The organism is Pseudomonas sp. B329, from assembly GCF_023127835.1.
In the GTDB taxonomy this organism is placed as follows: Bacteria; Pseudomonadota; Gammaproteobacteria; order Pseudomonadales; family Pseudomonadaceae; genus Aquipseudomonas; species Aquipseudomonas synxantha_A.
This window is the reverse complement of the sequence record NZ_SPKP01000045.1, coordinates 10,343-31,966: the sequence shown is the minus strand read 5'-3', so window position 1 is coordinate 31,966 and position 21,624 is coordinate 10,343. Positions and strand designations below refer to the sequence as shown.

Sequence of the window (21,624 nt, the reverse complement as noted above, 5' to 3'; positions counted from 1 at the left end):
ATGAGGTTTTTTCCATGGAGCGTTTTTTCACGCCTGTCTGCCTGCTGGGTTTATTGAGCGCCTGCACGGCGCAGATCCCCACCCCATTGCCGACTAGTCCAGAGAATGCCGGTGGTTCCAATCGAGCCCAGCTTTCGAGGAGTACAGCCGATGAGAGTCATCCGACAGAGCTCCGCTATGGCCGCTATACGCTGGTCAGCACCGAGCCCACCACGGAACAACGTAATCTTCTCGCTCAAATCGTTGACGTGAGCATTCCGTCCAACCTGAATCCTTCGGTACAGGAAGCGATGTACTACGTGCTGCAACGCTCAGGTTATTCGCTCTGCCCTGCTGCCGAACCAGTAAAAATAATGTTTACCCGGCCTCTGCCCGCCGCCCATTACCGGCTCGGCCCGATCTCACTACGCAACGCGCTACAAGTACTGGCTGGCCCCGCCTGGCAACTCACGACCGATGAGGTCAGCCGTTCGGTCTGCTTCGAACGGATAAAAAATGATGCTGCCGTCGTGCGGCTCGCACCCAGCGCGGCCCATCAGCCGGAGGCACGCCCATGAAAGCCACGACGTTTCAAACCCTCATTGTCGGCTCACTTTGCCTGGCGGTCTCCGGGCTGAGTGGTGGTTTGTATAACCAGTATCAACGCGTGACCGAGCTGGAAAATGCGAACGCCCAACGCCTACAGACCCTGGATACCCTGCGACGTGATTCAAGCACCCTCTTGGATGCACAGGAGAAGCTGCAGTACGCACTGAAAGACCTGAAGCAGATGGTCGATTCCGGTATGCAACAGGCCAATACCCTCGATCCGATGTTGGATCAATGGGCGCAGGAGATACAGGAACTGCGCGATGGTCTGGCAGCCCGTGCTACCGAAGCCGACATGATCGCGCTACGCGCACGACTTGAGCACGTCGAGCAGCAACTCCTGGACCTCAAGAGCCAGCCACCACTCCCACCACCGACGCCTTCCTCGGCCAAGCCGGAAAAAACCGCTCAGCCCAAGCCTGCCCCGCTCCTGCCGCCATTTTCAGTGTTGAGCGTCGAGTACCGCGGTGGCGAGCGCTTTCTGGCGGTCGCACCTCCTGACAGTCGCTCGCTCAATGATATCCAGTTGCTGCACAACGGCGAGCAGTTCGGCACATGGCAACTGAAGGTGCTGGAGCCGAACGCGGCTATCTTCGCGGTGACCGCTCACCCAGACCAGACCGTGCACCTCCCTTGAGAAGCGATCATGAACAGAGCTCCGCTGAGCCCCATCGTCTGTTTCGTTTCATTGCTGAGCACGGGCGCTGCGCTGGGCAACCCCGTCACGACACCGTCACGGACCCAGGACACGCAGTCTGCTCCGCTGGAGCGTTCGCACTCTGAACAGGCGGCAAGCTGGGGGCTGACGGAGCAGGAGTGGACACGCTTCGAACAGATCCAAGCCGGCCCGCGTGGTTACTGGAGCCCGAATCTCGATCCGCTGACTGCACTCGGCGTCGAAGCAGAGAACGACCAAGAGCGTCAGCGCTATGCCGAACTGCAGGTAGCGCTGGAAGCCAAACGTGCCGAGCGCGAGTTGGCTTACCAAAACGCCTACACCGCAGCTTGGGCCAAGCTGTTTCCTGGACTGTTGCCGATTCAGGGTATGGCATCCCCGCCCGCTGCTAGCTCACCGATAGAGCCGCGCCGTGCTCTGTTTGTCGAAGACCATTGCCCTGCGTGCACCGCTGAAGCGCAGCGTCTGCAAAGCAGTGATACAGCGTTCGATATCTACCTGGTGGGCAGCCAAGGTGAGGATGAACATGTCCGTGGCTGGGCGCGGCAAGCAGGCATTGATGCGAGCAAGGTCCAACACCGGCAAATCACCCTGAACCATGATCGCGGTCGCTGGTTCAGCCTGGGAGCCCCGAGACCGTTACCCGTCACATTTCAGCAGGTGAACGGACAATGGCAACGTCTCGATTGATTGCTATTGCGCTCCTGCTGACGGTGCACGCCGTCCGGGCAGACGAACTTCCGCCTCCGGCTTATCAACTGGCAGCGCATGACGCCAACGTCCCTTCCACGGTGTTGTTCGCGATTGCCCTGCAGGAGAGTGGCGCCCGCCTCCGTGGCCGACTGCTGCCCTGGCCCTGGACCCTGAATATTGCCGGTAGCCCTTACCGTTTCGCCAATCGTCAGACCGCCTGTCACGCCTTGCTTCAGGCGCTTGCTCGGTATGACGCCAAGCGGGTCGATGCCGGGCTTGGGCAAATCAACCTGGGTTATCACGGACAGCATTTTTCCAGTCCCTGCGAAGCCCTCGAACCCTACCGCAATCTGGCCGTAACTGCCGCGCTGCTACAAGAGCATCACGCCGTCACCGGTGATTGGGTGTCAGCTGCTGGCCGATATCACCGCCCGGCAGGAGGAACGCCGGCCGCGCGTTACCGCTCCGGCTTTTCCCAACAACTCGAACGACTACAGGTTTCCTTTAAACAGGGCACACCACCATGAAGCGAATTCCCAGTGCGTATTACTTTGCCGTGCTCTTGGCTGCGCTCGCCCAGCCGGGACTGTCGTTTGCAGAAGTTCAGCCTGGCGGTTTCACCCGCCCCCAGTTTGAAGCTTCCAGGCCGCCAATAAACAACAAGATCCAGCCTGCTCGGGCCATACATGCAGACCTATCTGCATTTGCCGATGAAACCTGGATACTGCCCGTGCGCAGCTCTCACTTGAGCCCAGGCCAGATCACAATTCGCACCCTGGACATGCCGGGCTTGCAGCCATTTTTCCTTGTCGGGGAGGATCCCCAATCGTTGGCTTGGCTGCATCAGCGTGCGACTGAACTGCATGAAATGGGTGCAGCCGGACTCGCCGTCGAAGTGACCGATACTGAAGCCCTGGCCCGAATTCGAGCAGCCGCTCCGGGCATCACCATCCTGCCGGTCAACGGCAACGACATCGCCTCTCGCCTGAAAATTGAGCACTACCCTGTGTTAATCACAGCCACCTCACTGGAACAGTGAGTCTGGGTCATGGCAGAGCATGCGATGGAGTCCAAACTCCGGCCCGCAGTCGAGCTGTATACCGTGGCGATCTGCGTCGCCGCGGTGGTGTTATGCGTGTATTCGCCCTGGGCCGTGGCGCTATCACCCGAGATCGGTCTGATTGCGGCTCTGGCCTATGCCCTGTTCGGTTTGATCCGCCTCCGACAAGCCTGGGAGGTGTTGCGCTATCGGCGCAATATTCGCCGGCTGCCTCGCTACGAACTGACCAGCCGGCAGATTCCGGTGAGCCGCAAACGTCTGTTCATGGGCCGCGGCTTTCGCTGGACCCGCCTGCACACCCAGCGCTTGGTCGAGGCCCAGGATCCGGCGGTCGCCCACTACGTCGACCAACCGACCCGTTACCGCCTGGCACGTGGACTCGAACGTCGCCTAGAACATGCACCGTTTCCGCTCTCGACACTGGCCCGTGTCACGGCCTGGGACAGCGCCTTTAATCCGTTACGCCCTTTGCCTCCGGTAGGAGGCTCGCCACTGCTGCATGGGATCGAGCCAGATGAAACAGAGGTCAGCCTGCCGCTGGGCGAACGGGTGGGTCACACGCTGGTGCTTGGTACTACCCGTGTCGGCAAAACCCGGCTCGCGGAGGTGTACATCACCCAGGACATTCATCGTATCGAACACGAGGTCGTCATTGTCTTCGATCCGAAGGGCGATGCCGATTTGCTCAAACGCATGTACGTTGAAGCCAAACGCGCCGGTCGAGAAAAGGAATTCTATGTTTTCCATCTAGGCTGGCCGGAGATCTCCGCCCGCTACAACGCCGTGGGACGTTTCGGGCGCATCTCGGAAGTGGCGTCGCGCATCGCTGGGCAGCTCAGTGGCGAAGGTAACTCGGCGGCGTTTCGCGAGTTCGCCTGGCGTTTCGTCAACATCATCGCCCGCGCCCTGATCGAGTTGGGCCGACGTCCGGACTATCTGCAAATCCAACGGCATGTGGTCAACATCGACGCATTGTTCATCGAGTACGCCCAGCAGTTTTTCGCCAAGACCGATCCGAAGGCTTGGGAAGTAATTGTCCAGCTTGAAGGCAAGCTCACCGAGAAGAACATTCCCCGGCACATGGTGGGACGCGAAAAGCGTGTGGTGGCCATCGAGCAGTACCTGGCAGTGAAAAGGGTATTTGATCCAGTAATGGACGGACTGCGTTCGGCGGTACGATATGACCGTACTTACTTCGACAAAATCGTGGCCTCGCTACTGCCGTTGCTGGAAAAACTCACCACCGGCAAGACAGCCCAACTGCTAGCCCCCAACTACACCGACTTAGATGACCCGCGGCCAATCTTCGACTGGATGCAGATCATCCGTAAACGCGGCATCGTCTACATCGGTCTGGATGCGCTGACCGACGCCGAGGTGGCCGCCGCTGTGGGCAATTCCATGTTCGCCGACTTGGTCTCGGTCGCGGGCCACATCTACAAACATGGTATAGACCACGGCCTGCCTCAGTCGGGTAGGAGCAGTGACAAGCTGCCAATCAACCTGCACGCCGATGAGTTTAACGAGTTGATGGGTGATGAGTTCATCCCGCTAATCAACAAGGGCGGTGGAGCGGGTATCCAGGTGACGGCTTATACTCAAACCCTTAGCGATATCGAGGCGCGCATCGGTAACCGCGCCAAGGCCGGCCAGGTGATTGGCAACTTCAATACCTTGCAGATGTTGCGCGTACGTGAGACCGCGACGGCAGAGCTACTCACCCAGCAGTTACCCAAGGTCAACGCACTGACCAAGACCCTTGTCTCGGGCGCTACAGACACCTCCGATCCTGAGGCCAACACAGACTTCACTTCGTCCTCGCAGGATCGCATCAGCAGCACCAGTGTGCCGCTGATCGAGCCAGCGCATATCGTCAGTTTGCCCAAGGGGCAGATGTTCTCCTTCCAGGCCGGCGGCCAGCTCTGGAAAGTCCGCATGCCGTTGCCAAAACCCTCTAACGACGATGCCATGCCAAAGGACCTGCTTGAGCTCACCCAGCGGATGCGGGCCACCTACAACGAGCAAGCGGGGCAATGGTGGAGCGCGAGCGGTGGCGGCCCAACAATTAACTTTGATCTGGATCAGGTGGGGTAGCCCACCCCTGCTACAGGTTTTGACTCATCAGAAAATCCAGAAGGATCGTGACGACATCAACTCTGCAACGCGCAATGGAGTGAACAATGGCGACTTCCACCCAGAACACGCCGCCTCAACCGATTCAGCATCCGGGATTGATCATCTCGGCGATCAGCCTAGTCCTGCGCATCGTCGGTTTGCTGATTGCCTCGTTGCTGCTCTCGATTCTGATTGAGTTTGCTGGTCTGCTGCTGTTCTGGGGTGATCAGGGCTGGCGGCATAGTCAGGCCATGCTAACCAGTGAGTTAGGTTGGCTCAGCGAGAGCTTCAAATCTTCACTTCTCATCCAACAGCCTGGGCCAATGATTCTCCAGTGGCTGGATTTCCTCAATCGGTGGTTGTTGGTCAAGACTGGTTTTGTGGATTTTGCCCAGCAGGCGCGCGCGTCGAGCCAGAGTAACAGCTTCTGGGGCTGGACCAATCAGCTCTACGTGAGCATTGAGGATTTCGTGCTGGCGTCGGTGTATGTAACATTTACCTTCGTGGTGCGCCTGTTCATTCTGGTCCTGGCTACCCCCTTGTTTCTGCTCGCCACGCTCACCGGTTTTGTCGATGGATTAATGCGCCGCGACCTACGCAAATTTGGGGCTGGGCGGGAAAGCAGCTTTGTCTATCACAGGGCTAAGCGGGCAGTTATGCCGCTACTGGTCGTGCCCTGGATCATTTACCTATCCCTCCCCATCACGCTCAATCCAATGGCCGTTTTTATACCTTGCGCCGTATTGCTTGGCGCGGTCATGGCTATTACAGCAACAACATTTAAAAAATACATTTAAAACAATAAGCACCACTACTACTCAAGCGAAAAGCTCACATCACTTTTAGCTAAAGAGGCGGCAAACCTGGTCTAATACCACCTTTCATCTACCCCTTAATCTTAAAAAAAACCACAAATTAAAATACATCAATCTCGCTACACCTAACAGCCAAGAGCGGGATTTCATGTTACCCTCCCCAATTAATGATAGCGACGCAGTTGCTGCCTTACCTCCCGCAAGAAAAGAAATAATACAAAAGAGAAAATATTTCAAATTTTCATGTTCATGCGCCAATTTAACTTTATCAACCAGCCTCCCCAGCCTGTCATACAACTTACCTACACGCTCCCTGTGATCAGGTAGCGGAATGTAATCCTTACGCCCAAACTCCTGACTATTTACCATTAAATGCGAAGGCGTTTCACGACACGCTCCATTTAAATCAGCACGAGAGCAAAAATATGTATTTATTCTAGCGATATCACTGGATTCTGGTAACGATTGCAACCAGGAGTCCCCATATCGTCTTAACTCAGGCTCATTCCCTACAATGTTAAATGAGAGTATTGAAAATACCTTTGCGGCGGCTTTACAGAGCGCCTTTTCGTCCTTGGCAAACGAGGCATCAACCAGACAGTACTCTTTCAAATTCTGATAACGCCCTTTATAAAACTGCAAGTAATCCCCTAGTAGTTTATTCGTTTCCAACATTTGCTCCCGATCAGACTTCGCTTGAGAGTCAACAACCAAATACATGCACCCCACGAGACTTAACATGCACCACAAATGGTCATACCCGTGTTTGAACTTTGGACTTTTAAAGCAATTAGCCAGCATCAATACAGCCGACCACCCAAAACCGAAGGCGATCAGAAAATTTATTCCACTGCTCCAGAAACCGCCTATGTATCCTGCCCCCAAATGAAATTCTTCAGGTATGAGCAACCACCAACTCGGAGAAAACCCGATTAAGGATAAAACCCCAGGTAAAAATACGACTAATAGGCTCGCCAGACCAGGCCTACGCCCCAGGACGAATGCTCCCCTAACAAACATCAAACTCATAAAAACAAAAGACATGAAAAACAACAAAGAGATTGCTTTCACACCAGCGACGGGACTGAGATTCAACAACGGGTATGGTATACCCGGCTCATATATATTATTAAAATAACCAAACCACCCTATCCCTTCAAGATTCTGCGCCACACCGTAAGAGGCGATGAAAGACACCCAATAATACGGTTTTATAAATACATAAAGCCACTGCATCAAGCCACTCCCCAAAAAAGCCAGGCTCACGTTTAAAACTGAAAGGGTAGCCCCACCAGTTCGTCTTTCCCGTCAAAGCGGATGTAGGCCATACCAAACCAAAATACTCGACAAGGTCAATCGCCATTAAAAGCGATTGCCTCCGTCTCAGTTTACCTGCGGCTTTAGCTGGTCATTTTTACAATCCTGCATGTATGAATCCAGAGCCAATCGCCATGCCTACAATCCACATTCCTCGCCCTCTGATTTCCATATTATTCGTATCGTCTAGTTGTGTCAGCGCGGCCCCCAGCCATGAACAAATTGCGATGGCCCAAATCAAAAATCAATTTGAAATTATTGAGCGTCTTGCGAATCGCGCGAGTTTAACAACTACACCCGATGCACAAGAGCGTTATCGGTTCGACTATCACCAGTTTATCCAAGACACCCAGCGAATTCGACGGGGTGTAGAGAGTTATCTATCCCCCTCTCGCGCTCAACCCCGTGATGCCAGTGAACTGGTCGGCGATTACCGCCTCGACACTCCGCCAGCGGAGCCTTTGCCATGAGCATGACTGACGCTCAAACCGCTGCGTTCCAAAACGCCTCCGGCTTCTCACCGCAAAGCAGTTCGACGCTCTGGCTGTCCTTGGTTCTCGTCCTGGCTTTGCTGTGGTGTGCCTGGGTGATGTGGACGGCTTACCGGGGTTGGGCCGCCGGCAGTTTGCGCTTTGGAGCCTTTGGCGGCAGCGCCGCGCGCGTCTTGCTCGCCCTGCTCGTACTGATGTTCTTCACCCTGTCCTAATCCAGGAGATCGTCGCCATGCTCAAGTGCCTTGCCCCCCTAAAAAACAATCTCCGTGATGGTGCAAGCCAGCGCTTGATCGGTCTGCTGCTAGTACTTGGTCCAAGCCTGGCTTTTGCCGAACTCCCGACCATGGAGGCTCCGTCACGTGGAGAAGGTTCCGGGCTGATCGAGACGATCAAAAACTACGCCTACGACGGCGGCATCCTGCTCGGTCTGCTAATCGCCCTGCTCGCGTTTCTTGGTGTGGCATGGCATTCGTTGACCGTATACGCCGACGTGCAAAACCAGCGTAAGACCTGGAAGGATTTGGGGGCAGTGGTCGGCATCGGTGCCCTGCTGGTGGTGATTATTATCTGGTTCCTGACCAAGGCTGCCGCGATTCTGTGAGATTGACATGAACGACACTATCGAACGCCTTGCCGACGGCACCTTGGTCTTTCTGCCTGAGCGACTCAATCGTGATCCGGCCGTATTGCGCGGCTTGACCAATGATGAGATGTGGGTAGCACTCGGTACTGGCGCCGTCGTTGGCCTGATGCTGGGCGTTCCTCTGGCGATCGCCACCGCGTCCATTGCCGTGGCGCCCACCAGCATGATCGGGGGCATGGCGGTGGTGTTATTTGTCGGTGGCACGCTACTGCGTCGAGCCAAACGGGCCCGGCCAGAGACCTGGTTGTACCGCAAGCTCGAATGGATACTGGCCAGTCGTTCGCGCCTGGGTCGCGGGAGTTTAATCCTTCACTCCGGCGCCTGGACGGTTCGCCGTTCGCGTCGACCGCGCCCAGCCCTGTCCCGGTGGCAGTCATGAGCCGATTTCGGAACAAGGTGGATGCCCAACAGGCCCATATCTTCAGTTTACGTCTGGCAGTAATGATCCTTGCTCTGCTCTGTGTCGGACTCTGGTATGGCTGGCGTTCGGCACCGACCGATCTGACAGTGCATGTCCCCCCGGATCTGCGCTCGGGCAGCACGCGCAAGTGGTGGGACATCCCATCAGAAAATGTCTATGCCTTCGCCCTATACATCTTCGGTCAACTTAACCGCTGGCCTTCGGATGGCGAACAGGATTACCGCCGCGCTATCTACAGCTTGCAGTCCTACCTGACACCCGGCTGCAAGGCCTTCCTCGAGGGCGACTACGAGTACCGCAAGGCCGCCGGCGAGCTGCGCCAAAGGGTACGTGGCGTCTACGAAATACTGGGCCGAGGCTACAGCGAAGATCCCGAACTCAGAGTCAAGCAACTCGATCGCGATAGCTGGCTGGTCAAGCTCGACCTCAACGCCGATGAGTATTACGCCGCCGAACCGGTAAAACGGGTGGTGGTGCGATATCCATTACGCGTGGTGCGTTTCGACCTGGATCCCGAGCGCAACAAGTGGGGACTGGCGCTGGATTGTTATCAGGGCACTCCACAAAAAATCTCCCTGCCTGGAGGTGAGCCATGAAGCGGATGCCTACCCTGGGACTCACCGTCGCACTGTTGCTAGGGGGAGCTGCGGCACAGGCTGTCGAACTGATGCACTGGGAACGACTCCCCCTCGCGGTCCCACTGGTGATCAATCAAGAGCGGGTGGTCTTTGTCGACGAGGATGTTCGAGTCGGTGTGCCCTCAACTCTGACCGGCAAGCTGCGCGTGCAATCTACCGGCGGCACGCTGTACCTGCGCGCGTCAGAAGCCATTGCACCTACCCGATTACAACTGCAATCGGTCGCGACGGGCGAGATCATCCTATTGGACATTGCAGCCACGCCTGGCGACCAACCGCTGGAACCCGTGCGTATTATCAAGAATGCTCCGGTGCAGGCTACTGAGACTGAATCCAGCACCGCCCCTGTTCCAGAACGTACGCCGATCCCGGTCGCTTTGACGCGCTACGCCGCGCAAAGCCTGTACGCACCTCTACGCACCGTTGAGCCTCTGCCCGGCATACGGCGCGTCCCGTTCAAGTTGGGCGCTGAACTGCCGCCCCTGCTGCCGACAGAAAACGTGTCCAGCACACCCATCGCCGCCTGGCGACTCGGTGACTACTGGGTAACGGCGGTGAAATTGCGCAATCGTAGTTCAGAGACTGTGCAACTCGACCCGCGTCGGCTTCAGGCCAAGCTGTTCGCCGTGACATTCCAGCATGTTTTCCTTGGACCTGTTGGCAGCGCTGAAGACACCACGATCGTCTACCTTGTCACCCGCGGTGCCGGCCTTGAGCAAGCCGTGCTGTTGCCGCCCGTTGCGCGAGGTGCTGACGATGAAAGCTAATGCCTTGCTCAAATGGTTGGTACCGGCAGCGCTGCTGGCCGTGGTGGTTATCATCCTGAAAACCTGGGTCGCAGATGGCAGCAGTTCTTCTCCTGAGAAGCCGATTGATCAAGGCAATCTTCAGTTATCCGCCGAGCAAGCCAAGTCGCTCGGCATTGCTGGCGATACCCCACGCGATACGATTGCCACCCTCGTCGGCCAGGTGAAGGCCATGCGCAGCGACATGCTCGGCTTGAAGAAACATAACGATTCGCTGCAGACGGAGAACAACCGCCTGCGCGAGCGGGAAAACAGCGTTGATTCGCGCATCCAGACCGCGCTTGGCAGCGTGACCCAGCAGGTCGACGAAGGCCGCCGACAAGCCAACGAGGCTCGACTTAAAGCGGAACAAGACAGTCGCCAAGCCCGTGGGCTGCTGACGCAATTGCAAGAACAGTTGTCGGGGCTAACCGGCAAAAGCAAAGAGATGCCGATCGGATTGGGGCTTGAGCCAGGCGACGGTGTTCAGTTCGAAGGGCAGCATTCTGCCGATGATGCGCTGCAGTGGATTGAGCCCTCGGATGCACCGTCCACCGGCACCCGAGACAAAACCAAGACCAAGACCTCCTCCGCACTAAGTCTGCCTACCGCCTTCGACTCATTGGAAGATTTGAAAGACAACGTTATTGATCGCAGCCAGAAGCCGCTAGGTGCAGTCACCAACAATAAGCGCGACCTGCCGCGACCCGTCGATCGTGCCGAAGGCGCGAAACCGGTCTACACCATTCCCGAAAACGCGACATTGATGGGCTCGGTCGCCATGACTGCACTGATCGGCCGAGTCCCGGTGGACGGTACAGTGAATGATCCCTACCCCTTTAAGGTGCTGGTCGGTCCGGAGAACCTGACAGCCAACGGCATCGACCTGCCGGACGTCGCAGGGGCCGTGATGAGTGGTACAGCCTCCGGCGACTGGACCCTGTCGTGCGTACGCGGACAGGTCGAGTCAATTACCTTTGTGTTTACCGACGGCAGTATTCGCACGGTCCCTCAGCCGAAGGCAGTCGCCAGCCGCAATGCCTCCACCGCCCAGAGCTCGAACACCGACAAGATCCGTGGCGGGCTCGGTTATCTGTCCGATCCGTATGGCATTCCTTGCATTGCTGGCGAGCGCCGCTCAAACGCTCAACAGTACCTCGGCAGCCAGAGTTTGATCACTGCCGCCGGCGCCGGTGTCGCCGCCTTGCTCGGGGATGAGCAGAACAACAGCAGCGTGATCAGTTCGGGCGGCAGTACGCTCGGGGTCACCAGCAGCAGCGGCAATAGCGCGCTGAATTCAATTCTAAGTGGTGGGGTCAGCGACATCCGTGAGTGGATCAACAAACTCTATGGCGAGACCTTTGCTGCCGTGTACGTGCCACCGTCCGCCCAAGTCGCGCTACACCTCGACCAGGAGATCACCATCGACTACGAGCCTAAGGGCCGGAGTGTTCGCCATGAAAAAGTCCACGTTTCTCTGCATGACCTGGATTAGCGTGTTTTCCTTGGTCCTGACAGGGTGTTCCACTGACAAGGAGACTCTGCTGCCCCATGGCGAGCAAACCATGCTGGACATCTGGAACGGTGCCGGGTCGCAAGGCACTCAGCAGCAACTGTTGGATGCTCGGCAGCAGTTACGTCGTCCGTTGGCTCAGGTGGATTTCTCCGATTCTCTCCAGGAACCGTACACGCGCACTGCGGCGAACGAGATCCGCAACCTGTTCCCTCGCCTGCCCAATCCCGATCTGGTGCTGTACGTGTATCCGCACCTGAGTGGTACCGAGCAGGCACCGATCCCAGGTTACTCGACCGTCTTCCCGCTCTACCAACGGGTGCAATACGCATTGCCGGGTGAACGTCAGGAAGACTTGTAATGCGTAGCGGCGATTCGGGTCACCGCACTGGCGCGTGGAAAGCCTGGCGCAACCCATTACGTCCTCGCGCCACGTTGGCCGATGACGCCGCACTCTATGCACACAACCCCAGCTTCACCGATCACCTGCCTTGGGTCGAATACCTCGTCAACGAGCAGTGTTTTCTGCTGGATGACAATCGTTCGGTGGGCGCGGTGTTCGAGTTGCTACCCATCGGCACTGAAGGGCGCGAACCCGATTGGCTGATAGCCGCCCGCAATGCCCTCGAAGGCGCCCTGCAGGATAGCTTTGACGAACTGGATCAAGCGCCGTGGGTGGCGCAGTTTTTCTGCCAGGACGACAACGACTTCACCCCCTACCTGACGCGTCTCACCGATTATATTCAGGACAGCGCCCGAGGCACGATCTTCACCGAGGCATACTTGGAACTCACCCGCCGTCATCTGCAGGTCATCGCCAAGCCCGCCGGGCTGTTCGAGGATAAGGTGGTGGCACGCCTACGCTGGCGTGGCAATAACCGCCGGGTGCGCCTGGTGGTCTATCGCTGGCTTGAGTCTGGCGCCGACGAGACGGGACTCAGCCCTGTGCAATCCCTGCAGCAGGCTTGCGAACGTATTGCGGCTTCGTTGCAGGCGTGCGGCGTGCAATCGGCACGCGTTGATGGCCGCGGTTTGTATGCCTGGTTATTGCCCTGGTTCAATCCGGCGCCCAGGCTCACGGATGAAACGCCCGAGGGCTTTTACCAACGTGTTGCCTATCCGGAGCCTGCTGATGGCGAGTCGCTGGAATTACCCTTCGATCACGACTTCGCCGAACGGTTGTTCTTCAACGAACCGTGTTCGGATGTGCAACGGGGACTCTGGTACTTCGATGGGCAACCCCATCGGGTCATGGTGGTGGACAAACTGCGACGGGCACCGTCGATTGGTCAACTCACCGGAGAAACCCGTAAGGGTGATGCAACCAATGCCCTATTCGACCAGTTACCCGAAGGCACGGTGATGAGTCTGACCTTGGTGGTCAAGCCGCAGGATGTGCTCGAAGACCAGTTAAACCGATTGGCGCGCAAAGCCATCGGTGAAAACCTGGCCTCGACCCAGACCCGTCAGGATGTCGGAGAGGCTCGCGCGATCATCGGTCGCCAGCACAAGCTGTACCGCGGCACCCTGGCGTTCTATGTGCGCGGTCACGATGAACAGCAATTGCACCAGCGCTCGGTCAGCCTTGCCAATGCGCTATTGGTCGCGGGGCTGCAACCGGTACGTGAAGGCGATGAGGTCGCCGCCTGCAACAGCTACCTGCGTTGGTTGCCGATGGTTTACAACCCGGCCCGCGACACGCGCAACTGGTACACGCGGCTGATGTTCGCCCAGCACCTGGCGAACCTGGTTCCGGTGTGGGGACGCAGCACCGGCACCGGCAACCCCGGCATCACTCTATTCAATCGTGGTGGCTCACCGTTGACCTTTGATCCGTTGTCACGCCTAGACCGGGCCATGAACGGCCATCTGCTTTTGTTCGGGCCGACCGGCGCCGGTAAGTCGGCCACCCTGGTCACCCTGCTGATGCAGGTCATGGCGGTGTACCGCCCTCGCCTGTTTATTGTTGAGGCCGGTAACTCATTCGGCTTGCAGGGCGACTACTTCGCAACGCAGGGCCTGTCGGTCAATAAAGTCCAATTGAAACCTGACGCCTCGGTCAGTCTCGCCCCATTCGCCGATGCCTGGCGCCTGGTCGAGCAGCCGGATGAGGTGGCTAGTCTTTCGATCGATGAGCTGGACGATGAGGCGGTAGCCAGTCGCGAAGACCAGCGCGATGTGCTCGGCGAATTGGAAATCACCGCTCGCCTGATGATTACCGGCGGCGAGGCCAAGGAAGAAGCGCGCCTGAGTCGAGCTGATCGCAGCCTGATTCGCGAGTGCATTCTAGATGCGGCGCAGACCTGTGTCGCAGCGAACCGCCAGGTGCTGACCCGCGACGTGCGCGACGCGTTGCTGCGAGTCGCCGCCGACCCGCACTTACCAGAAAAACGTCGCGAGCGTGCCCAGGAAATGGGCGAGTCCATCGACCTGTTCTGTCAGGGTTTCGAGGGTGAACTGTTCAATCGCGAGGGCACGCCTTGGCCCGAGAGCGATGTGACCATCGTCGACCTGGCCACCTATGCTCGTGAAGGTTACGAAGCCCAGATGTCCATTAGCTACATCAGCCTGATGAACACCGTGAACAATCTCGCCGAGCGCGATCAGTACCTGGGCCGACCGATCATCATGGTCACCGACGAAGGCCATATCATCACCAAGAACCCGTTGCTGGCACCGTTCGTGGTCAAGGGCACGAAGATGTGGCGCAAGCTCGGCGCCTGGTTCTGGCTGGCCACACAAAATCTTGCCGACTTTCCCACGGCTGCACAGACGATGCTCAACATGATCGAATGGTGGATCTGTTTGAACATGCCGCCAGCGGAGATTGAAGACATCGCGCGGTTCAAGAAGCTTTCACCGGCGCAAAAAGCCTTGTTGCTCTCCGCCAGCAAGGAACCGGGTAAATTCACCGAAGGGGTTGTTCTGTCGAAGAAGCTCGAAACGCTGTTTCGGGCCGTGCCGCCCAGTCTTTATCTCGCCCTGGCCATGACGGAGCCCGAGGAAAAAGCCGAACGCTGGACACTGATGCAGAGCACCGGCTGCTCGGAATTGGAGGCGGCTTACCGGGTAGCTGAACGGATCGATAGGACGCGAGGAATTAAGTGAAACGGAGCTGATCCTAGGTTTCGATCAACCCGGCAGCAAATCCTTGAACACCTTCTCCACGTAGGCTTGCATGAACCAGTCAGGGATCTCATCAGCCCTGAATTCAAGGTCAATCCCGTCCGTTACTTCAGCAAGCAGCACCAGGTCCGCGCCCGAGTTATCAAAGATGTAGGCCCGGTTAGAGGCTGCAATGGCCGCTGGTAACAGGTACAGACAGCGACCGTAGCGCTGGACAATTTTTTCGGTCGGCACTGGATGCCCACCAGCTGCAACACGGTTCTTGACCCTATTGATATTGATATCCGGGTCTTCAGTTGCGACAAAATATAGGTAGGTGCGATATCCCGACGCTCTTGCCTTGAGCATAAAAGCGATTTTGTCCTCGCTAGACATCACCGTTTCGAAGGTGAACGACAATTGGGCTTCGAGGAGCTTGTGCCGGATGAAATCAGAGAGCACGGAAGCAAAATAGGAATTCATTGCCACGGCCTGAAAATTCAGGCCGTTGCTGCTGAAGTCTATTTTGGCCGCCTCTTCACCAAGCTGGGCCGACCGGATCAGGCGATGCGCCTTGATAAAACCGAGAACCTCATCACCTTCGGTTTCCAGCTGAAAATCGCTGAATTCCAGACGCCCGCCCTCTTTGGCAGCCTTTTCGATTTCATCCGGGTTGATATAGATGCCGATCAGGTGGGAAGGGACGGCACTCTTCATCGTGCTTTTGCCGGAACCGTTAGGACCGGCAAACATCCTCAGCCGAGGAACTGTCATGAGCAGCGACGCACCTTGATAATGCCGCCCACGGTCACTTTATGCTTGGGCTTGGCCACTCGAATAACCTTGTGCTTACCATCAGCAGTCGTCTCAACGAGCATGCCGTCCATGACTTCCATCACGCTGCGTCCGGCCGCCAGCGCGTTGATATAGGCCGTATTGATCGCACCTTCAGCCATGGCTGGAATTTTACCCTCCAGTCGGCTCACCAGATCATCACTCAACACTTGTTCGGCTTTCATATCGAGCTCCACGTTCTCAGAGCGTGCAGATATCTGCACTTACCAGAATCCTAGCTACGTAGTCTGTTTGTAACAGCACAACGCTACTTCCGTCAGACCTCCATTCTAGAGGAATGGTGTCTGGAACCATACCTTCCAGTAAAGTTTCGTCTACAAGCCATATCGTCAGGGTTGGAGCCGCACGACTAAGGGGAAACGCCTTGAAGCCGTTGTTGAATTCTCAATAAAAACCCTGCTTCAAAAGCATCCTGAGAGTCTCCTGCCGGAAAAGCCTTACGTGCCTGCGCCAATTCCCACCACAGCGGTACGTCACCAGGTGTATTGAGCCAGGCCTGGGCGCATTGCACGCCACGATCGATCATGGGCGCGTATTCACTGCCCCACGGCGTCAAAAGACTCGGGCAGCCGTCCGCAGCCGGAATTGAAACGTAATTTTCGTCCATAGACACCTTAGCTTTCGATTTAATTATTAATGCTGGGTCTGTCCCAAGCAGCATAGAAACAAAACTGGCACTTCGCTTAAGCATCAAAAAAGCGCCCGAATTAGAGCCATGTAGACTATATCCCGTGGATTGAGAGTCCCTCAAGGCGCAGTTTGCGCGCATGACTCAAGACTACGAACAGCTCCGTCTGCAACTGGCGGAAAATATCCGCTCGATGCGACGTGTGAAGAACCTTACCCAAGAGCAACTGGCGCTCATGGCCGAGGTGGATCGTACCTACGTGAGTCAAATCGAACGAGGGGTAGGCAACCCGTCGTTACTGGTCCTCTGCAAACTCGCCAACATTTTCGAGATCAAGACGGATCAGTTGCTCATCGAGTCTGACGCGCTTGCTCGTACGCTGAACGCTGAACGCTGAATGATCCTCTGCTGATCTAGAAAATCGTTGTAAACCGACGATCCTACGTTCGGTTTTCTCACTGACACCCCTCTCTCGATTATTGAACCTGTCTAGGCCATACACTCAGAGCCTAGATCATGTCTGCTGCCTGCCCGCACATTTCGCCCCAGAAGTTGCATCCTTTGGTGCTGAGCATTCTGCTGGCATCCGGGTCAAGCGTAGCGCTGGATACCGGCAACATTACCGCCTCCGTACTTTCTCCAGACTGCCTCGAGTACAGAGTCGTCGGCATCTGCTTTTGGTTGCTCTGCACCCCCTTCGGCTGCACGGTTAAAACCTCAACCAAGGTTCGTCACTTCATTCCTGAGCTGGTGGTCTCGAGCTATGCCACCACCGGTGCCAATCCTTGGACCGAGACGGCCACCCTATCCTTTCCTATCAGTGGTGCGGAAGGAGGCGGTAACCTGATCACGCCGAACACCCAGCGCGATAATCTGCCTCGTTTCAAAAACGTTGATGCCATCGGTCATCCAGGTGGCTGGGCCGCCACGCAACTGGCCTCGCAATCCGGCTACGCCTGCGCCAGCGGCGCCACTGCGTTCATGCCCTATTACCTGAGCACTTTGGACTCACTGGCCTGGCGTCATGGCATCCCAGAAAGCCTTTACCCCGAGTCGCTTGTGCCCGGGATCCGTGAAATCGGTCGTCAGCTCGCGAGCAACATGTGGGGCAACGTCTATCCCCGGCAAGGATTTTTGGTGCAACCCGACGACTTCAAAGCCGCTGCGGTGATGGCGCAGCGAGCGGGTGACGTCATTACCCGCAACTGGCAACCGCACGTGTATGTCCCGCTCACATCCGTACCACGCGATGGTTATTGGCCGCCTGGCCCAATCGTTGAAAACGACGCTTCGACCCACAAATGGCAATTGCTCTCTCCCGTGGTTCAACCCACATGTGCCATCTTCCCCAGCGATCCGGTGCAGAGCGCGGATGGAGGCTACGCCTGGTCGCTGTGGCGTCCTTATAGCTGCTGCAAGCGTGAGGGACAGACCTTCCTGTTCAGCATCGACTTCGAAGGTGGTGCTTCATGAGGCGGCTTCTTGCAGGACCATGGTTGGGCCCGATGAGTTTGTTGCTCTGCGGACTGCTCGCCGTGGCCACGCACGCCCACGCCGCCGAGGACGATTACCGTCTAGGCATTCAAGGCGAAGTGCTCGACGACCGGGTGATGTACACCATCGGTGGCGGCTCGGCAGCGGGCTCGCCGAGCTCGCTCTATCGCCCCAACGGGCTCGGTGTCGGCGGATCCTGGCAAGCGAACATGATGTGCGGAAACATGAGCCTCACCAACACCCTGCAAAACCAGTTGAACGGCGTCACCGAAGGGTTCCAGCAGATCATGGGCAGCATTGTGCAGAACGCGACCCAAGCAGTGATGTCGCTGCCGGCGTTGATCATCCAGCGTGCCAACCCGGGTCTCTATGAGTTGTTGAGCAACGGAGTGATGCAGGGGCGTATCGACTTCGACCGTTCTAAGCTGACCTGCCAGGCCATGGCTGAGAAGATGGCGGACAAGGTCGGTCAAGCCGGCTGGGGCGCATTGGCCAAGAACCAGGAAATGCAGGGCAACCTCGAACAAACCGGCGGTGATGCGGTGGCCGCGGTGAAAAACACCGAGGCCCGTAACGGCAACAATGGGGTGTCATGGGTCGGCGGGCAGAAGGCTGGAGGTAGCGGACAAACACCCATCCGGGCAACCTCCGATGTGGTGCGCGCGGGCTACAACCTGCTGCATAACCGGTCCGTGGATGACAGCGCCTCGATCAGTAGCAGTGATTGCCTGGGCGGCGCTATTTGCCAGGCATGGACCTCACCCCAAGAGGAATCCGAATGGGCTGTTCGAGTGTTGGGCGAGACCGAAGTCGCAACCTGCGACACCTGCGAGACTCTGCGGGCTACCGCTGGCAACGGACTGACGCCGCTGATCCAGGAGGCCTACGGTGACCATCTCAAGACCCTGCAAGGATTGCTGTCCGGATCTCTGCCGCCGAACCCTGACAATCTGGGCAAAGCCTCCAGCCCGATGCTGCCGGTGACCCGTGGTGTGATCGAAGCCCTGCGCGACGATCCTGATCAGGAACTCCTGGCGCGGCGCCTGGCCAGTGAGACGGCCCTGTCCAGCGTACTCGACAAAGCGCTCTTGCTATTACGCACGCTGCTGGCAGGCAGCCACGAACCTAACATCGCTTCCGCCGAACCGGCCCAAACGGCCTTGACGAAAAACCTCGACACGCTGGAGCGTGAAATACGCCTACTGCAGACTGAGCTGCAGGTCCGACAAATGTTGGCTACCAATACCGCCAGCCTTGCACTCGATCGACATGCCGGAGGTGCTGATGCGTCGCGTACCGTCGAGCAAGGCGACCCTGAACCTGGCCGACTCAACGACGCTGACGCCAGGCGCAAGTGAGCCATGAAACGCTCACTGCTATTCACTTTGCTTTCAAGTCTCTGGGTTGCAGCAGTGATGATCCTGACCGCCGCACTGATCGCCTGGATCGGCCGCACTGCGCTGGGCAGTTTCGAGGTCTGGCAGCAAGCCTTGGAATCGATACGGCCTTATCTGCGGTTGTGGCGCGCCCTGCTCTACGGCGTCCTCTTTGCACTCTGGTGCGACCTGCTGAGGCGCTACCGACATCGACCACAGGACCGACTGCGCGTGAAACGCGCCGGGACATTCGGGCTCTTGCTCTTTACCTGCGTCGAGCTCACTCGATTGTGAGGTCACCACCATGCTCATGAGCACCAACAGCTACCTGGAGTTTTACCTCTCCCTGCTGGCATGGATCATCAACAACGGTATCTGGAACGTCCTGTCCGATACTGGCCTGTTCGCCGCCCCCTTTGGTGCAATCATCTTGCAAGAATGGTTGTCGGCCCGTCAGCAAGGCGCGGATGAAGGAAACAAAGGATTGCTCTCGGTACCTCGAATCGAGAACCGGCTTTGGCTGGCCTACATTGTCTTATTGTTCGGCTGCGCGCCGGTCTTTCCGCTAAACCTCGCTTCAATGGCGTTCGACGATGCAGCGAGCCAACGCTGCGGTGTCAGCGTGGCCAAGCCAGCGGAAACCGCCTGGGGTACCACTTTCAACACCATCGGAGAACGCTCTGCCAATGTGCCAATCTGGTGGTTTCTGGTGCACGCCTTGAGTAAAGGAGTGACCGCAGCGGCCACCGCCTCCATTCCCTGCGCACCGGACATCCGACAGATGCGCATGGAGATCGACAGTTCTCGCATTGATAACCAAGTGTTGCTACAGGAAGTCGCCGATTTTACTCGCGACTGCTACGGCTATTCCCGCTCTCGGCTGTTCACCAATCGCCCGCAGTTGGACAAGGCACAAAGTCATGATGCGTCCTGGGTCGGCTCAAGCTATTTTCTCGACACTCCGGGCTACTACGACACCGATCGCTCACGGACACCGCGTGTCAGCTGGCCCTATGATGAAACCCGCGATGTTTCATTGCCACGGCTGGAGAATGGCGCAGGCTACCCCACTTGCAAACAGTGGTGGAGTGATAGCGGTATCGGGTTGCGAGCGCGCTTGATCGAGCAAGTCGATCCTTCGCTGCTGACCCAGCTGAAAGGCTGGTTGACTGGCCGCTCAAGCAACGAGATCGAGGATGCCACCCTGCGCGAACTGGTCAGCCCACGCCAACAATCGATGTCCATGTCGCCCGGACAGGTGTACCAGGACTATGGCTCCAGTGCTCGCGGTGGGTCGATCAATCAGGGGCTCAATAACCTGGCCACCAACACTGGGCTGGCCCTTGGCTCGTTCAGCAACTTCCCGGCAATGAATGCACTACGCGCTGCCCTGCCGATGGTGCAGGCTTTCCTGATCATGGGCGTCATCATCAGCCTGCCACTGATCCTACTCGTCAGTGCCTACCAGCTAAAAACCGTCATGACGGTCACGTTCGCGCTGTTCACGCTGCACATGCTGACCTTCTGGTGGGAGTTAGGCCGCTGGGTCGACTCCAGCATGCTCGATACCTTGTACAACCAAGTGTCGGCGTCCAATCAGGTGCTGCTGTCGCTGCCCACATCCGGCTTTATGGACGGAACCGTCACGGCGCAGGTGATAGAGTATGTGATGGGGGCGATGTTCATCGTACTGCCGATGGTCTTTCTAGCCGCAATGAGCTGGGCTGGGTATAGCGTAGGTTCGGGTGTAGAAGGAATGCTCAGCCGGGGAACCCAGGCTGCGCAGACAGCGAGTTCTAACGGGACCTCTCAGTTGATGAGCGGAGCAAGAATGGTTTCAGGTAAATCGGGCTCAAAATAACCAGGGAGGCTACTTCAGTGAACCCCATTTATCGTACCGCTCAGGCCAAGACGCTCTGTGAATCGGATCATCGATATCATCAATATCTGGAGTGTCTGAATCTTGAACTGGGATAGCTGCTAATGCGACGAATGTGCACACCAGCAGAAACAACCAAAAGCTAACAAAAAGAAGTGCTCCGAACAGGGCCACCTGGGCAAGCAGAAAGATCCCGCGAACGAGTAAATTACCCGCAGGCAAACCTGCCGTCACTGCACGCTTGGCCACACGAGACTCAAACCCTTTCAACCTGCGATAACCACGTTTGGCGAACATACCGCATGCATATGCCCAGCGGTGTGCGCGGGAGATTTGAAGTGGCTGCTGAGCCGGCATGGTTGCGCCCTCTTCTGAGCGTGTTCCTGTGGAAATCGAGATTACAGACTACTACTGAAAATCGCCCATGCTTAACCGTTTATCAGCTTGCTCGGGCGAAAACTCTTCACTGGAAGACAGAAGACGCAGCTCGTGCACCTGTGCCTCTATGGCCGTTGACCCATCCATATAA

At 57.2% G+C, this 21,624-nt stretch carries 26 protein-coding genes; 21 read left to right on the top strand and 5 right to left on the bottom strand.

Annotation, left to right across the window (positions count from 1 at the left end; translation table 11 throughout):
• Positions 1 to 14: 14 nt before the first annotated feature.
• From E4P00_RS20790 to E4P00_RS20760, 7 genes are all read left to right on the top strand, one after another.
• A complete protein-coding gene (locus tag E4P00_RS20790; protein WP_248132835.1) occupies positions 15 to 557 on the top strand; it encodes a PilL N-terminal domain-containing protein in 543 nt (180 codons plus the stop codon).
• Positions 554 to 1,225: a chemotaxis protein gene (locus E4P00_RS20785; RefSeq protein ID WP_248132833.1), complete on the top strand. Its 672-nt coding sequence runs from the start codon at positions 554 to 556 to the stop codon at positions 1,223 to 1,225. The genes E4P00_RS20790 and E4P00_RS20785 overlap by 4 nt, the downstream gene beginning before the upstream one ends.
• Before the next feature lie 9 nt (positions 1,226 to 1,234).
• Positions 1,235 to 1,954 carry a TIGR03759 family integrating conjugative element protein gene (locus E4P00_RS20780; protein WP_005787047.1) on the top strand — a complete coding sequence of 240 codons (720 nt, stop codon included), beginning with the start codon at positions 1,235 to 1,237 and terminating at the stop codon, positions 1,952 to 1,954.
• Complete coding sequence (locus E4P00_RS20775; RefSeq protein ID WP_248132831.1) at positions 1,936 to 2,484, top strand: lytic transglycosylase; 549 nt, start codon at positions 1,936 to 1,938, stop codon at positions 2,482 to 2,484. The genes E4P00_RS20780 and E4P00_RS20775 overlap by 19 nt, the downstream gene beginning before the upstream one ends.
• The gene (locus E4P00_RS20770) at positions 2,481 to 2,996 is read left to right on the top strand and encodes an integrating conjugative element protein (RefSeq protein ID WP_248132829.1); all 516 of its coding nucleotides are present in this window, start codon (positions 2,481 to 2,483) and stop codon (positions 2,994 to 2,996) included. The genes E4P00_RS20775 and E4P00_RS20770 overlap by 4 nt, the downstream gene beginning before the upstream one ends.
• Before the next feature lie 9 nt (positions 2,997 to 3,005).
• On the top strand, positions 3,006 to 5,111 hold the full coding sequence (traD, locus tag E4P00_RS20765) for a type IV conjugative transfer system coupling protein TraD (RefSeq protein ID WP_005787041.1): 2,106 nt from the start codon (positions 3,006 to 3,008) through the stop codon (positions 5,109 to 5,111).
• Between the two features lie 86 nt (positions 5,112 to 5,197).
• Positions 5,198 to 5,929 carry a TIGR03747 family integrating conjugative element membrane protein gene (locus tag E4P00_RS20760; protein WP_005787040.1) on the top strand — a complete coding sequence of 244 codons (732 nt, stop codon included), beginning with the start codon at positions 5,198 to 5,200 and terminating at the stop codon, positions 5,927 to 5,929.
• Positions 5,930 to 6,013: 84 nt separating this feature from the next.
• Here E4P00_RS20760 and E4P00_RS20755 read toward each other — a convergent pair whose 3' ends face one another.
• Complete coding sequence (locus E4P00_RS20755; RefSeq protein WP_248132827.1) at positions 6,014 to 7,183, bottom strand: hypothetical protein; 1,170 nt, start codon at positions 7,181 to 7,183, stop codon at positions 6,014 to 6,016.
• Between the two features lie 194 nt (positions 7,184 to 7,377).
• On the opposite strand from E4P00_RS20755, the gene E4P00_RS20750 reads away from it, so the two are divergent.
• The 9 genes from E4P00_RS20750 to E4P00_RS20710 are packed head-to-tail and all read left to right on the top strand — an operon-like array spanning position 7,378 to position 14,866.
• Positions 7,378 to 7,734, top strand: a complete 357-nt coding sequence (locus tag E4P00_RS20750; protein WP_348984615.1) for an RAQPRD family integrative conjugative element protein — start codon at positions 7,378 to 7,380, stop codon at positions 7,732 to 7,734.
• The gene (locus E4P00_RS20745; protein WP_005787034.1) at positions 7,731 to 7,970 is read left to right on the top strand and encodes a TIGR03758 family integrating conjugative element protein; all 240 of its coding nucleotides are present in this window, start codon (positions 7,731 to 7,733) and stop codon (positions 7,968 to 7,970) included. The genes E4P00_RS20750 and E4P00_RS20745 overlap by 4 nt, the downstream gene beginning before the upstream one ends.
• A 17-nt stretch (positions 7,971 to 7,987) precedes the next feature.
• Entirely contained in the window at positions 7,988 to 8,359 is a 372-nt protein-coding gene (locus E4P00_RS20740; RefSeq protein WP_005787032.1) for a TIGR03745 family integrating conjugative element membrane protein, read from the top strand.
• Between the two features lie 7 nt (positions 8,360 to 8,366).
• Positions 8,367 to 8,780, top strand: a complete 414-nt coding sequence (locus E4P00_RS20735) for a TIGR03750 family conjugal transfer protein (protein WP_005787030.1) — start codon at positions 8,367 to 8,369, stop codon at positions 8,778 to 8,780.
• A complete protein-coding gene (locus E4P00_RS20730; RefSeq protein WP_005787028.1) occupies positions 8,777 to 9,418 on the top strand; it encodes a PFL_4703 family integrating conjugative element protein in 642 nt (213 codons plus the stop codon). Before E4P00_RS20735 ends, E4P00_RS20730 begins: the two co-directional genes overlap by 4 nt.
• Positions 9,415 to 10,227 carry a TIGR03749 family integrating conjugative element protein gene (locus E4P00_RS20725; RefSeq protein WP_248132823.1) on the top strand — a complete coding sequence of 271 codons (813 nt, stop codon included), beginning with the start codon at positions 9,415 to 9,417 and terminating at the stop codon, positions 10,225 to 10,227. Before E4P00_RS20730 ends, E4P00_RS20725 begins: the two co-directional genes overlap by 4 nt.
• Entirely contained in the window at positions 10,217 to 11,740 is a 1,524-nt protein-coding gene (locus E4P00_RS20720) for a TIGR03752 family integrating conjugative element protein (protein ID WP_248132821.1), read from the top strand. Before E4P00_RS20725 ends, E4P00_RS20720 begins: the two co-directional genes overlap by 11 nt.
• Positions 11,703 to 12,119 carry a TIGR03751 family conjugal transfer lipoprotein gene (locus tag E4P00_RS20715; RefSeq protein WP_032803419.1) on the top strand — a complete coding sequence of 139 codons (417 nt, stop codon included), beginning with the start codon at positions 11,703 to 11,705 and terminating at the stop codon, positions 12,117 to 12,119. The genes E4P00_RS20720 and E4P00_RS20715 overlap by 38 nt, the downstream gene beginning before the upstream one ends.
• Positions 12,119 to 14,866 carry a conjugative transfer ATPase gene (locus tag E4P00_RS20710; protein WP_248132819.1) on the top strand — a complete coding sequence of 916 codons (2,748 nt, stop codon included), beginning with the start codon at positions 12,119 to 12,121 and terminating at the stop codon, positions 14,864 to 14,866. Before E4P00_RS20715 ends, E4P00_RS20710 begins: the two co-directional genes overlap by 1 nt.
• Positions 14,867 to 14,890: 24 nt before the next feature.
• Here E4P00_RS20710 and E4P00_RS20705 read toward each other — a convergent pair whose 3' ends face one another.
• The 3 genes from E4P00_RS20705 to E4P00_RS20695 all read right to left on the bottom strand — a co-directional run bounded on the left by E4P00_RS20705 (position 14,891) and on the right by E4P00_RS20695 (position 16,409).
• Entirely contained in the window at positions 14,891 to 15,637 is a 747-nt protein-coding gene (locus tag E4P00_RS20705; RefSeq protein ID WP_248132817.1) for a zeta toxin family protein, read from the bottom strand.
• Positions 15,634 to 15,882 (bottom strand): hypothetical protein, encoded by a 249-nt coding sequence (locus E4P00_RS20700; RefSeq protein ID WP_005787017.1) that lies wholly within the window; start codon positions 15,880 to 15,882, stop codon positions 15,634 to 15,636. Before E4P00_RS20700 ends, E4P00_RS20705 begins: the two co-directional genes overlap by 4 nt.
• A gap of 185 nt (positions 15,883 to 16,067) precedes the next feature.
• Positions 16,068 to 16,409: a LasR-specific antiactivator QslA gene (locus E4P00_RS20695; RefSeq protein ID WP_248132815.1), complete on the bottom strand. Its 342-nt coding sequence runs from the start codon at positions 16,407 to 16,409 to the stop codon at positions 16,068 to 16,070.
• A gap of 76 nt (positions 16,410 to 16,485) precedes the next feature.
• Here E4P00_RS20695 and E4P00_RS20690 point away from each other — a divergent pair, with 76 nt between their 5' ends.
• From E4P00_RS20690 to E4P00_RS20670, 5 genes are all read left to right on the top strand, one after another.
• Complete coding sequence (locus tag E4P00_RS20690; RefSeq protein WP_248132813.1) at positions 16,486 to 16,743, top strand: helix-turn-helix transcriptional regulator; 258 nt, start codon at positions 16,486 to 16,488, stop codon at positions 16,741 to 16,743.
• Positions 16,744 to 16,862: 119 nt separating this feature from the next.
• Complete coding sequence (locus tag E4P00_RS20685; RefSeq protein ID WP_248132811.1) at positions 16,863 to 17,819, top strand: TIGR03756 family integrating conjugative element protein; 957 nt, start codon at positions 16,863 to 16,865, stop codon at positions 17,817 to 17,819.
• Positions 17,816 to 19,198, top strand: a complete 1,383-nt coding sequence (locus E4P00_RS20680; protein WP_248132809.1) for an integrating conjugative element protein — start codon at positions 17,816 to 17,818, stop codon at positions 19,196 to 19,198. The genes E4P00_RS20685 and E4P00_RS20680 overlap by 4 nt, the downstream gene beginning before the upstream one ends.
• A gap of 3 nt (positions 19,199 to 19,201) precedes the next feature.
• Positions 19,202 to 19,510 (top strand): hypothetical protein, encoded by a 309-nt coding sequence (locus E4P00_RS20675; RefSeq protein WP_248132807.1) that lies wholly within the window; start codon positions 19,202 to 19,204, stop codon positions 19,508 to 19,510.
• Positions 19,511 to 19,520: 10 nt separating this feature from the next.
• On the top strand, positions 19,521 to 21,077 hold the full coding sequence (locus tag E4P00_RS20670; protein ID WP_248132805.1) for a conjugal transfer protein TraG N-terminal domain-containing protein: 1,557 nt from the start codon (positions 19,521 to 19,523) through the stop codon (positions 21,075 to 21,077).
• A gap of 9 nt (positions 21,078 to 21,086) precedes the next feature.
• On the opposite strand, the gene E4P00_RS20665 is transcribed toward E4P00_RS20670, so the two are convergent.
• Positions 21,087 to 21,452 (bottom strand): DUF3742 family protein, encoded by a 366-nt coding sequence (locus E4P00_RS20665; RefSeq protein ID WP_005787005.1) that lies wholly within the window; start codon positions 21,450 to 21,452, stop codon positions 21,087 to 21,089.
• Between the last annotated feature and the right edge of the window lie 172 nt (positions 21,453 to 21,624).

Bases quoted from the DNA above. Each gene is read 5' to 3' on its own strand.
- E4P00_RS20740 (WP_005787032.1), top strand. From the start codon at position 7,988: ATGCTCAAGTGCCTTGCCCCCCTAAAAAACAATCTCCGTGATGGTGCA.
- E4P00_RS20745 (WP_005787034.1), top strand. From the start codon at position 7,731: ATGAGCATGACTGACGCTCAAACCGCTGCGTTCCAAAACGCCTCCGGC.
- E4P00_RS20710 (WP_248132819.1), top strand. From the start codon at position 12,119: ATGCGTAGCGGCGATTCGGGTCACCGCACTGGCGCGTGGAAAGCCTGG.
- E4P00_RS20785 (WP_248132833.1), top strand. From the start codon at position 554: ATGAAAGCCACGACGTTTCAAACCCTCATTGTCGGCTCACTTTGCCTG.
- E4P00_RS20700 (WP_005787017.1), bottom strand. From the start codon at position 15,882: ATGAAAGCCGAACAAGTGTTGAGTGATGATCTGGTGAGCCGACTGGAG.
- E4P00_RS20755 (WP_248132827.1), bottom strand. From the start codon at position 7,183: ATGCAGTGGCTTTATGTATTTATAAAACCGTATTATTGGGTGTCTTTC.
- E4P00_RS20770 (WP_248132829.1), top strand. From the start codon at position 2,481: ATGAAGCGAATTCCCAGTGCGTATTACTTTGCCGTGCTCTTGGCTGCG.
- E4P00_RS20790 (WP_248132835.1), top strand. From the start codon at position 15: ATGGAGCGTTTTTTCACGCCTGTCTGCCTGCTGGGTTTATTGAGCGCC.
- E4P00_RS20680 (WP_248132809.1), top strand. From the start codon at position 17,816: ATGAGGCGGCTTCTTGCAGGACCATGGTTGGGCCCGATGAGTTTGTTG.
- E4P00_RS20670 (WP_248132805.1), top strand. From the start codon at position 19,521: ATGCTCATGAGCACCAACAGCTACCTGGAGTTTTACCTCTCCCTGCTG.
- E4P00_RS20775 (WP_248132831.1), top strand. From the start codon at position 1,936: ATGGCAACGTCTCGATTGATTGCTATTGCGCTCCTGCTGACGGTGCAC.
- E4P00_RS20730 (WP_005787028.1), top strand. From the start codon at position 8,777: ATGAGCCGATTTCGGAACAAGGTGGATGCCCAACAGGCCCATATCTTC.
- E4P00_RS20675 (WP_248132807.1), top strand. From the start codon at position 19,202: ATGAAACGCTCACTGCTATTCACTTTGCTTTCAAGTCTCTGGGTTGCA.
- E4P00_RS20685 (WP_248132811.1), top strand. From the start codon at position 16,863: ATGTCTGCTGCCTGCCCGCACATTTCGCCCCAGAAGTTGCATCCTTTG.
- E4P00_RS20715 (WP_032803419.1), top strand. From the start codon at position 11,703: ATGAAAAAGTCCACGTTTCTCTGCATGACCTGGATTAGCGTGTTTTCC.
- E4P00_RS20780 (WP_005787047.1), top strand. From the start codon at position 1,235: ATGAACAGAGCTCCGCTGAGCCCCATCGTCTGTTTCGTTTCATTGCTG.
- E4P00_RS20750 (WP_348984615.1), top strand. From the start codon at position 7,378: ATGAATCCAGAGCCAATCGCCATGCCTACAATCCACATTCCTCGCCCT.
- E4P00_RS20665 (WP_005787005.1), bottom strand. From the start codon at position 21,452: ATGCCGGCTCAGCAGCCACTTCAAATCTCCCGCGCACACCGCTGGGCA.
- E4P00_RS20720 (WP_248132821.1), top strand. From the start codon at position 10,217: ATGAAAGCTAATGCCTTGCTCAAATGGTTGGTACCGGCAGCGCTGCTG.
- E4P00_RS20735 (WP_005787030.1), top strand. From the start codon at position 8,367: ATGAACGACACTATCGAACGCCTTGCCGACGGCACCTTGGTCTTTCTG.
- traD (WP_005787041.1), top strand. From the start codon at position 3,006: ATGGCAGAGCATGCGATGGAGTCCAAACTCCGGCCCGCAGTCGAGCTG.
- E4P00_RS20725 (WP_248132823.1), top strand. From the start codon at position 9,415: ATGAAGCGGATGCCTACCCTGGGACTCACCGTCGCACTGTTGCTAGGG.
- E4P00_RS20695 (WP_248132815.1), bottom strand. From the start codon at position 16,409: ATGCTTAAGCGAAGTGCCAGTTTTGTTTCTATGCTGCTTGGGACAGAC.
- E4P00_RS20705 (WP_248132817.1), bottom strand. From the start codon at position 15,637: ATGACAGTTCCTCGGCTGAGGATGTTTGCCGGTCCTAACGGTTCCGGC.
- E4P00_RS20760 (WP_005787040.1), top strand. From the start codon at position 5,198: ATGGCGACTTCCACCCAGAACACGCCGCCTCAACCGATTCAGCATCCG.
- E4P00_RS20690 (WP_248132813.1), top strand. From the start codon at position 16,486: ATGACTCAAGACTACGAACAGCTCCGTCTGCAACTGGCGGAAAATATC.